Here is a 9,708-nt window from a genome sequence, read left to right on the forward strand (position 1 = left end):
CTTACCCTCACCGGGCCGCTTTACATGCTGCAGGTCTATGACCGGGTGCTTGGTTCCGCTTCTGTCGAAACGCTCGTCTCGCTGACCCTGCTCATGGTGTTTCTTTACGCAACAATGGCGGTGATCGACTGGGGGCGCTGCAGGATCATGTGGTTCCTCGCTGCGGAATGGCGCCGGGGGGCCGAAGCGCGGGCCTTCGATGCGGATATGGCCGCGCACCGGGCCAATGCGCCCACAGTCGCGCTGGAGCATGTCGCGCGGGTTCATGCGACGCTCGTATCGCCTGCCGTCTTTGCGGTGCTCGATCTTCCATGGTCGCCGGTTTTCTTCGGCCTGCTGTTCGTATTCCACCCTTTGCTGGGGTGGTTGGCGCTGGGTGGGGCGCTGTTGCTGATCCTCGCCACCGGCTGTGCCCATCTGCTGACGAAAGGCGCGCGGCGCAGGGCTGCTAAGGCCGAAATACGCGCCCGCGGGCTTGTGGTTCAAGCCGGGGAAGCGCAGCCCGTGCCGACGGCGGCACGGCATTTGGGCAGCCAATGGCAGACGTGGCGGGACACTGCGGAAAGGCATCTCTGGCAGGCAAGTGCCGCAGGACTGGGCGCGCAGGCAGTGGGGCGGGCGCTGCGGCTGATGCTTCAGTCTGCCATGCTGGGTCTTGGTGCATGGCTGGCCCTGCAGGGCGCGCTGACGCCCGGCGCGATGATCGCGGGCACAATCCTGTCGGGGCGGGCCCTGGCACCTCTGGATCAACTGACAGCCAACTGGGCGATGCTGCAACAGGGCAGGCTGTCCTGGCAGGCATTGGAAGCGACGAAAAAGAACGGGGCCTCGCATCGTTCCACCTTGCCCCAGCCGTGTCCTGAGCCACCGCTGATCATGGAAAACCTCGCCCTGCGCTGGCCCGATGCCAAGATGCCCGCGCTTGTCGGGGTCAATATCGAGCTAAGAGCGGGGGAAGTTCTGGGCGTGGTCGGACCGGCAGGTGCAGGAAAGACCAGCCTTGCCTGCCTTCTGACCGGCTTGCTGCCGCCGTTGGCGGGGCGGGTATTGCTGGGGGTGGCCCCCCTGTATCGCTATGACCGGGGCGCACAGGGGTTCATCGGGAACCTGCCGCAGCATCCGCGCCTGTGGCCCGGTACGGTTGCGGAAAACATCGCGAATTTTTCATCCAATGCGGACCCGAGCCAGATTTCAAAGGCGGCCAGCCTTGTGGGCGCGGATGACATGATCCGATCCCTCCCGGAGGGATACGATACGGTGATCGGTTCGGGGGGGAGAGGGCTTTCCGCCGGGCAGATACAGCTGATTTCGCTCGCCCGCGCCTTCTATGGTGATCCGATGCTGATCGTGCTCGACGCGCCCGGCACCCATCTTGGGGAGGATGCGAAACACGCGCTGAAAAGCGCGATAGAGGCCGCCGGGGCTGACGGACGAATGGTGATCCTCCTGACGCAGCAAGTCGCGGAGGCGAAGGGCTGCGACAAGCTGCTGTTGATGTCCCGGGGTCGGCCCACGGCCTATGGCCCCGCAGAGGAGGTCCTGCGGAAGATGCCGCGTTATATCGCACCAGCCACCACACCACGGAGAGTCGTGGGGCGATGACGTGGAGTATCCCTTCGCCCCGCGCCGGTGTTCTTGTCGGAATGGGCGCTGTTCTTTTGCTTTTGATTGGAACGATCGGCTGGGGGGTCCTCGCCCGGATCGACGGCGCGGTTGTCGTTCCGGGGCAGATCGAAGTGGAGCGGGATCGTCAAATCGTACAGCATCCCGAAGGGGGGAAGGTCGCCGAACTATGGGCACGGGAAAGCGAGTTTGTGGAAAAGGGCGCTCCGCTGCTCAGGCTGGATACAACCCGGGAAGAGGCGCGTGTGAGGCATATGGATAAGCGTCTGCTGGAACTCGCCGGGCGGCAGGCGCGGCTCATTGCGGAGCGTGACGGGGCGGCGGGGATAGATTTCCCCGGCTCGCTCTCCGGGGACGGGGCCGCAGAGATACGCGAAAGCCATCAGAGATGGTTCGCCTTGCGCCGGACAGCGACGGAACAGCAGATCGCCCAGATCGTCAGGCGGCGCGCGCAGATCGAACGCCAGTTGGACGGGTTCCGCGCGCAACTCGCAGCACTGCAGCGGCAGAAGCTTCTGCTCGAAGAGGATTTGGCGAAGAAGGCGCAACTGCTCGACCGTGGTCTTGCCCCGAGCGGGAGCGTGTTGGATTTGCGGCGGGAGGCGGCTGGCATTGACGGTCAGATCGGGGCGCTCGAAGCGGCGCGGGCGGAGACGAGCGAACGCATGGTCGAGATGGATATCGAAGCGGCGCGTCTGGCCAATACGCCGCGGGAGGAGGCGGTCGCCGGGTTGCAGGAAATACGGCTCCGTTTGCTCGACCTGCAGGAGGAGCGGGCGGCACTGGCCGCGAAGATCGCTCTCGCCACCGTTCGGGCGCCGGTTGCCGGTGTCGTGAACGGATTGGAGATCCTGGGGCGGGAGGCGGTCGTCGGCGCCGCCCAGCCCATCCTCTACATCGTTCCGCAGGATCGCCCCATGCTGGTGGCGGCTCGGCTGCCGCCCCGGCATGTCGGACAGGTCTTTACCGGCCAGCATGTGCGGGTTCGGCTGAAATCGCTGGCCCATGCGGACGCCCCGGACCTGAAAGGCCGTGTGACCCGCGTTTCCGCAGCCGCCTTTGAAGACCGAAGGGCCGGGGATACCTATTATCGCGTCGATATCGCGCTTGATCCCGCGGCCCGCCAAATGCTCGACCGCCGCGGCGCGCTGCGCCCAGGGATGGCGGTGGAGGCATTCGTAAAGACCGGGCAACGCTCTCCTCTTGCCTATTTCACCGCGCCGATCACCAGTTATTTCGCCCACGCATTTCGCGAAAGTTGATGCAGCCCCTTTCGGTTCCTGCGCGCCGACGGTAGCGTCGCGCAAACTCTGCTGGCTCAGCGCAACCGAAAGGACCTCTCGATGTCATTCGCCAAACGTCTCGAAGAAATGGGCATCAGCCTGCCCGACGCGCCCGCCCCCGCGGCGAACTATGTGCCCTTCGTGCGCACGGGAAATACCGTCTATGTTTCCGGCCAGATCTCGAACGGGCCGGACGGTTTGATTACGGGCAAACTTGGCGATGATATGCAGGTGGAAGAAGGCGCCACCGCCGCGCGTACCTGCGCGCTGAGCCTGCTGGCGCAGGTGCGCGCAGCGTGTGACGGCGATCTCGACCGGTTGAAGCGCGTGGTCAAACTGACCGGCTTCGTGAATTCCACGGCGGAGTTCAAGGACCAGCCCAAGGTGATCAACGGCGCGTCCGACTTCTTCGTCGAGGCGCTGGGCGATGCCGGGCGTCACGCACGTTCCGCGGTTTCGGCCGCTTCGTTGCCGCTGGGGGTCGCGGTCGAGATCGAAGGCATCTTCGAGATCGAATGATGCTGCCGGACGGTTTTCGCCGCGTTCCATTCGCCCACCGCGCCCTGCACGATATGGCCGACGGGCGGCCCGAAAACAGCCGCGCCGCCATCGAGGCCGCGATTGATGCGGGCTACGGGATCGAGATCGACGTTCAATTGAGCGCCGATGGTGCCGCCATGGTATTTCACGATTATGCGCTGGATCGCCTTACCGATGCCACCGGCGCGGTGCGGCTCCGTTCCGCCGCTGAGCTTGGCGAAATAGGCCTGACCGGAGGTTCCGAAGGGATTCCGGGGCTTCCCGAGGTGTTGACCATGATAGCTGGCAGGGTCCCGCTGCTGATCGAGATCAAGGATCAGGATGGCGGCATGGGGCCGGATGTCGGGCTGCTCGAACAGGCTGTTGCGGGCGGGTTGCAGGACTATGACGGCGAAGTGGCCGTGATGTCGTTCAATCCGCACAGTGTCGGACTGATGGCCGATTTGGCGCCGAAGGTTGCGAGGGGCCTTGTGACAAGCGCCTATCACTACGAAGACTGGCCGCTGCCGCGTGCAACTTGTGACCGGCTGCGCGGCATTCCTGATTTCGAACGGACCGGGTCCTGTTTCATCAGCCACGAATGTGGCGATCTTTCCCGTCCGCGGGTGACGGAGCTGAGGGCGAAGGGGGCCTATGTTTCTTGTTGGACGGTACGTAGCCCGCAAGAGGCATCGATCGCTCTGGCTGCTGTGGACAACATCACGTTCGAAGGCTTTCGCCCATCCGCCGACCTGTCTGCCGCAGCGGGCTGAGGGTTGAACCCGCCCGTTCGGACCACAGATAGAGCCGGGCAGGAGCTGAAGGGGTTCAGGCGAGTGCGGTCATCGATCCTGCGGGTGGATGGCGGCATGGTGCCAAAATACAGGCCATGACAGAACAGAGCGTCGAAATCCGCGTCGTACAGCGGTTGTCCGACATTGGGCAGGAAGTCTGGGATGCCTGTGCCTGCCCCGAGGCGGCAGATGGCGCACGCCCGCGGGACCCTTTCACGACCTATCGCTTTTTGTCCGCGCTGGAAGAGTCCGGCAGCGTGGGGCAGGGCACCGGCTGGCAACCGCAATACTTGTCGGCTGCCGTTGGGGATACGGTGATCGGCGTCGCACCGCTCTATGCGAAATCGCATTCTCAGGGTGAATACATCTTCGACCACAGTTGGGCGCATGCCTATGAACGGGCAGGGGGGCGCTATTATCCCAAGCTGCAGATCGCGGTACCCCATACTCCTGCCACGGGGCGGCGTTTCCTTGTACGACCGGGTTTCAAAGAGACCGGCATGGCAGCACTTGCTCAAGGTGCCATGCAGCTCACGGACGGTAACGGGCTGTCATCGTTCCATGTCACGTTCTGTACCCGGGAGGAGGCGTCGCGCGCCGAAGAAATGGACCTTTTGGTGCGCAAATCGCAGCAGTTTCACTGGAAGAACGAGGGCTATGCGGATTTCGACGGTTTTCTTTCAACGCTGAGCTCGCGCAAACGCAAAAACATCCGCAAGGAGCGCGCACAGGCCATCACTTTCGGGGGCGAGATCGTGACCCTCACGGGGGACGAGATCGAGCCCGGGCATTGGGACGCCTTCTGGCGCTTTTATCAGGATACCGGGGCGCGCAAATGGGGCTCCCCCTACCTGACGCGGCAGTTTTTCGATCTGGCGCAGGAACGTCTGCGCGATGACATCGCGCTGGTGCTGGCGCGGCGTGATGGGCGCTGGGTCGCGGGGGCGCTGAACTTTATCGGGGCAAACGCGCTGTTTGGCCGCTACTGGGGATGCGTGGAACATCACCCCTTCCTGCATTTCGAATTGTGCTATTACAGGGCCATGGATTTCGCCATTGCCCATGATCTCGCCACGGTGGAGGCCGGCGCACAGGGGGAGCACAAGCTGGCGCGCGGCTACCTGCCCACGCCCACGTGGTCGTTGCATTGGATGCGCGATGCGGGCTTTTCCCGGGCCGTCGCGGATTACCTGCAGGCCGAACGTGCAGCCGTCGACGAGGAAATAGAGGTTTTGACGGACTACGGCCCCTTCCGTCGCAGCAATATCGAGGAACAGGAATGACCGAGAAGCTGAGCAAGGAAACACGTAAAACGGTACTGCCCCCGTTGTTCGCGACGGGATGGAAAATGGCCGAATCGCGCGACGCGATCGAAAAGACATTCAAGTTTGCGGATTTCGCGGATGCCTTCGGATGGATGACGCGCGTTGCTATTTGGGCCGAAAAGTGGGACCACCATCCGGAGTGGCGCAATGTGTACAATCGGGTCGACGTGACGCTGATTACGCATGATGTCGATGGGCTTAGCTCGCTGGATGCGAAATTGGCCCGCAAGATGGACGGCCTGACGGGGGGCGACACCGGGGCCAAGAAAGACTGACTGGAAGACGATGAACGACTGGATGAACACCGAACTCTGGCAGGGGAATACCCTCGCGGATTTGCTGACGCTTGAATTTCTGGCATCGACTTTCGGGTCGATACTCGGCGCGATCGTCATTCTCCTGCTGGGGTGGATCATCTCCTCATGGTTGCAGCACCGGGTGCAGAACCTCGGCAAGCGTAACCGGCATCTGGACGAGATGCTGTTCGATTTCCTCGCCTCCATCGTGCGCTACGTGGTCATCGGTTTCAGCGTGCTTTTCGTGCTGAATACCTTCGGGGTGCGGACGACCTCTGTCGTTGCGGTGATCGGTGCCGCCGGTCTGGCGATCGGCCTTGCGCTTCAGGGCACGCTGTCCAACGTGGCGGCGGGGGTCATGCTGATCTTCTTCCGCCCGATCAAGATCGGTGATTTCGTTGAAGTGGCGGGCGAGATGGGGACTGTGAAGCAGATCAATCTCAACTTCACGGAACTAGCGGACCTCTCAAATGTGCAGGTGATCGTGCCCAACTCGGAGGTCTGGGGCAATGTCATCACGAATTATTCGGTCAACCCCACCCGCCGTGCGGAATGGACCTTCGGCGTGGGCTATGGCGCCAACCTGAAGACCGCAGAGGATATCATCCGTGACACGATCATGGCGGACGAACGCGCCATGGCCGATCCCGCGCCCTTCATCCAGGTGACAAACCTGAACGACAGTTCCGTGGATTTCCTTGTGCGGGTCTGGTGCAATGCCAGCGATTATTTCGCCTTCAAGGCGGATATGACCCGCAAGGTGAAGGAAGCGCTGGATGACGGCGGTGTGGACATCCCGTTCCCGACGCGCACTATCGTTCAGGCCGCCGAATAACGGCATTTGGCGGCGGGGGTCGCGTGTTGACGCCCCCCCCGCCGCCGAAACTCACATGCTGGCGAGCAACGTCTCGCCACCCGAAACTTCGCAGACGCCGGGGGCCTCTTCCGGGTGGAAGAGAGTGACCTTGCCGTCATCCACCACCATTGCATAACGCTTGGACCGGGCCACGAGGCCCCGGGAGGCGGCGTCGAAGTCCATTCCGATCGCCTTGGTGAACTCTGCTGCAGCGTCGGAAAGCATGGTGATCCCCGCATCATTTGCCCCGGTGGAGTCACCCCATGCTTTCAGCACGAAAGGATCGTTGCAGGCGATACAGATGATCTCGTCCACTCCCTTGGCGTCGAACTGGTCTTTCGTGCGCACGAAGCTGGGTACATGGGCGGAATGGCAGGTCGGGGTGAAGGCCCCGGGCACGGCAAAGATAACGACCTTGCGGTCCTTCAGCTTGTCGCGCAGTTGCACCTCTTCCGGGCCTTCCGAACCCATCTGGATCAATGTTGCGTCGGGGAGCGTGTCACCCTGGGAAATCGTCATATAGCAAGCCTTTCCGTGAATTGCGTTTGCGGTTGCTCCGGATATAGGCTGTGCCGGGGCGGTAGGCTACACTAATCGAAGGACGCGAATATGCAGCACGTTGTTGTAGTGGGGGCCGGTCAGGCCGGGGCCTCCTGCGTGGCACGCCTGCGAAACAAGGGGTTTGACGGCCGCATCACGCTGATCGGTGCCGAAGCCGTACCGCCCTATCAACGCCCGCCGCTCAGCAAGGCCTACCTGCTGGGAGAGATGGCGCTGGAACGGCTCTATCTGCGTCCTGCGGCTTTCTACGATGAACAGGATATCGATCTGCGTCTCGGAACGCGGGTGCAACGGGTCGATACCGAGCGGCGCCAACTGACCTTGCCGGACGCGACATTGGACTACGACGAACTGGTGCTCACCACCGGGTCGATTCCCCGTAAGCTGCCTGATGCCATGGGGGGCGATCTGGAAGGCGTATATGTCGTGCGCGACCTTGCCGATGTGGACGCCATGGCGCCGCGGTTCGAGCAGGGCAGCCGGGTGCTGATCGTGGGCGGCGGCTATATCGGGTTGGAGGCGGCCGCCGTCGCGGCAAAGCGCGGGCTGTCCGTGACGCTGGTGGAAATGGCCGAGCGGATCCTGCAACGGGTGGCGGCCCCGGAAACGAGCGCATTCTTCCGCGATCTGCATACGCACCACGGTGTCGATATCCGCGAAGGCGTCGGGTTGGACCGGCTGCTGGGGGAGACCCATGTAACGGGCGCGCGGCTTTCAGACGGGCAGGAAGTTGGTGCCGACTTCGTCATCGTGGGCGTGGGGATCCTGCCTGATACGCGTCTGGCCGAAGCGGCAGGCATTGCGATCGACAATGGCATTGCGGTCGATGCGCAGGGCCGTACTTCTGTGCCCCATGTCTGGGCCGCGGGCGATTGCACTTCTTTTCCCTATCGAGGTACGCGCATCCGGTTGGAATCCGTTCCGAACGCAATAGATCAAGCGGAGTGCGTGGCCGACAACATCCTGGGCGCGGGGCGTGATTATGTGGCCCAGCCCTGGTTCTGGTCGGACCAGTACGATGTGAAACTGCAGATCGCGGGGCTCAACACCGGGTATGACAGCGTCTATACGCGCGGGGCGGAAGAGGGCGCCCGATCCTTCTGGTATTACGGCGACGGCTGCTTGCTGGCGGTGGACGCCATGAACGATCCCCGCGGCTACATGGTGGGCAAACGGCTAATCGATGCGGGCAAGACGCCAGACCCCGATGCACTGGTAGACCCTGACACGGATCTCAAATCGCTCCTGCGCGGATGAGGATCATTGCCGGCACATATCGCGGTGTCGCGCTCGCGTCCGTCGGCAAAGGCGATGCGGAGGCGCACCTGCGCCCGACCTCTGATAGGGTGCGCGAAGCGTTGTTTTCCATGCTCACGCATCACGATGTTATCGAAAACGCCCGTGTGCTGGATCTCTTCGCCGGGACCGGGGCATTGGGGCTGGAGGCGCTTTCACGCGGTGCCGCCGAGGCGGTGTTTGTCGAGAATGGGCGCCCCGCCCAGCGGCTCATCTCGGAAAACATCGAGAAGTTGCGGTTAGAGGACAGGACGACGCTGATGCGCAGTGATGCGACCCGTCTCGCCGCATGGCCCATGGCCGCCTTCGACCTTGTGTTCCTCGATCCGCCTTATGGGCGCAATCTGGGTCAGGTGGCGTTGAACAGGGTGGCGCGGGGCGGCTGGATCGCCACCGATGCCATGGTCGTTTGGGAAGAAAATGCCCCCATGCAGGCGCTTCAGGGGTTCGAACGCATCGCGACCCGCAAGTACGGCGACACCCATGTCACCCTGCTGTGCTACAGGGCAAATGGCAATCGCGACTGACGGGGTGATCAGTCCTGCTGGTATGTGGGATGAAAGCGACCCGCGGGCGACAGCGTGAATATCTCGCAGCCATCTTCCGTGACACCGACCGAATGTTCGAACTGGGCCGACAGCGACTTGTCCCGAGTGACCGCCGTCCAGTCATCGGAGAGTGTCTTGGTTTCCGCCCGGCCAAGGTTCACCATGGGCTCGATGGTAAAGAACATTCCGGGTTCTAGCATCGCCCCGGTGCCGGGGCGCCCGTAATGCAGCACATTGGGCGGGGCATGAAACACCCGACCCAGCCCATGGCCGCAGAAATCCGTGACGACGCTCATCCGGTGGCTTTCCGCATAGGTCTGGATCGCATGACCGATATCGCCGAAGGTATTCCCGGGCCGCACCGCATCGATGCCGCGCATCAGGCTGTCGTGGGTGACCTGAATGAGGCGCTCCGCCTTCCGGCTGAGTTTGCCCGCCACATACATCCGTGAGGTATCGCCGTACCAGCCATCGACGATCACGGTGACGTCGATATTGAGGATATCGCCGTCCTTCAGCTTCTTGTCGCCGGGGATGCCGTGGCAGACAACATGATTGACCGAGATGCAGCTCGCGTGGGCATATCCCTTGTAGCCGATGGTCGCCG

General features: G+C 62.8%; 11 protein-coding genes. 9 read left to right on the forward strand and 2 right to left on the reverse strand.

Annotated features, from left to right (window positions below):
• The 7 genes from A3764_RS20060 to A3764_RS20090 form a co-directional block, all read left to right on the forward strand.
• Positions 1–1,602, forward strand: a 1,602-nt coding sequence (locus A3764_RS20060) for a type I secretion system permease/ATPase (RefSeq protein ID WP_067952016.1), incomplete at its 5' end; no start/stop codon positions are given.
• Complete coding sequence (locus tag A3764_RS20065) at positions 1,599–2,885, forward strand: HlyD family type I secretion periplasmic adaptor subunit (RefSeq protein WP_067924379.1); 1,287 nt, start codon at positions 1,599–1,601, stop codon at positions 2,883–2,885. The genes A3764_RS20060 and A3764_RS20065, both read left to right, overlap by 4 nt.
• 81 nt (positions 2,886–2,966) lie before the next feature.
• Entirely contained in the window at positions 2,967–3,425 is a 459-nt protein-coding gene (locus A3764_RS20070; RefSeq protein WP_067924381.1) for a RidA family protein, read from the forward strand.
• Positions 3,422–4,198: a glycerophosphodiester phosphodiesterase family protein gene (locus A3764_RS20075; RefSeq protein ID WP_067924384.1), complete on the forward strand. Its 777-nt coding sequence runs from the start codon at positions 3,422–3,424 to the stop codon at positions 4,196–4,198. The genes A3764_RS20070 and A3764_RS20075 overlap by 4 nt, the downstream gene beginning before the upstream one ends.
• Before the next feature lie 116 nt (positions 4,199–4,314).
• Positions 4,315–5,502, forward strand: coding sequence for a GNAT family N-acetyltransferase (locus tag A3764_RS20080; protein WP_067924387.1), 1,188 nt, complete (start codon positions 4,315–4,317; stop codon positions 5,500–5,502).
• Positions 5,499–5,819 carry a 4a-hydroxytetrahydrobiopterin dehydratase gene (locus A3764_RS20085; RefSeq protein WP_067924390.1) on the forward strand — a complete coding sequence of 107 codons (321 nt, stop codon included), beginning with the start codon at positions 5,499–5,501 and terminating at the stop codon, positions 5,817–5,819. Before A3764_RS20080 ends, A3764_RS20085 begins: the two co-directional genes overlap by 4 nt.
• Before the next feature lie 10 nt (positions 5,820–5,829).
• Positions 5,830–6,675 (forward strand): mechanosensitive ion channel family protein, encoded by an 846-nt coding sequence (locus A3764_RS20090; RefSeq protein ID WP_067924393.1) that lies wholly within the window; start codon positions 5,830–5,832, stop codon positions 6,673–6,675.
• A gap of 51 nt (positions 6,676–6,726) precedes the next feature.
• On the opposite strand, the gene A3764_RS20095 is transcribed toward A3764_RS20090, so the two are convergent.
• Complete coding sequence (locus A3764_RS20095) at positions 6,727–7,215, reverse strand: peroxiredoxin (RefSeq protein ID WP_067924396.1); 489 nt, start codon at positions 7,213–7,215, stop codon at positions 6,727–6,729.
• A gap of 90 nt (positions 7,216–7,305) precedes the next feature.
• Between A3764_RS20095 and A3764_RS20100 the strand changes: the two genes are divergently transcribed.
• Complete coding sequence (locus tag A3764_RS20100) at positions 7,306–8,514, forward strand: NAD(P)/FAD-dependent oxidoreductase (RefSeq protein WP_067924401.1); 1,209 nt, start codon at positions 7,306–7,308, stop codon at positions 8,512–8,514.
• Entirely contained in the window at positions 8,511–9,080 is a 570-nt protein-coding gene (rsmD, locus tag A3764_RS20105; protein WP_067924402.1) for a 16S rRNA (guanine(966)-N(2))-methyltransferase RsmD, read from the forward strand. The genes A3764_RS20100 and rsmD overlap by 4 nt, the downstream gene beginning before the upstream one ends.
• Before the next feature lie 8 nt (positions 9,081–9,088).
• Here rsmD and map read toward each other — a convergent pair.
• The coding region (map, locus tag A3764_RS20110) for a type I methionyl aminopeptidase (RefSeq protein ID WP_067952019.1) at positions 9,089–9,708 on the reverse strand (620 nt) is incomplete at its 5' end.

The sequence above is a fragment of the Sulfitobacter sp. HI0129 genome, from assembly GCF_001635395.1.
GTDB lineage: Bacteria > Pseudomonadota > Alphaproteobacteria > Rhodobacterales > Rhodobacteraceae > Sulfitobacter.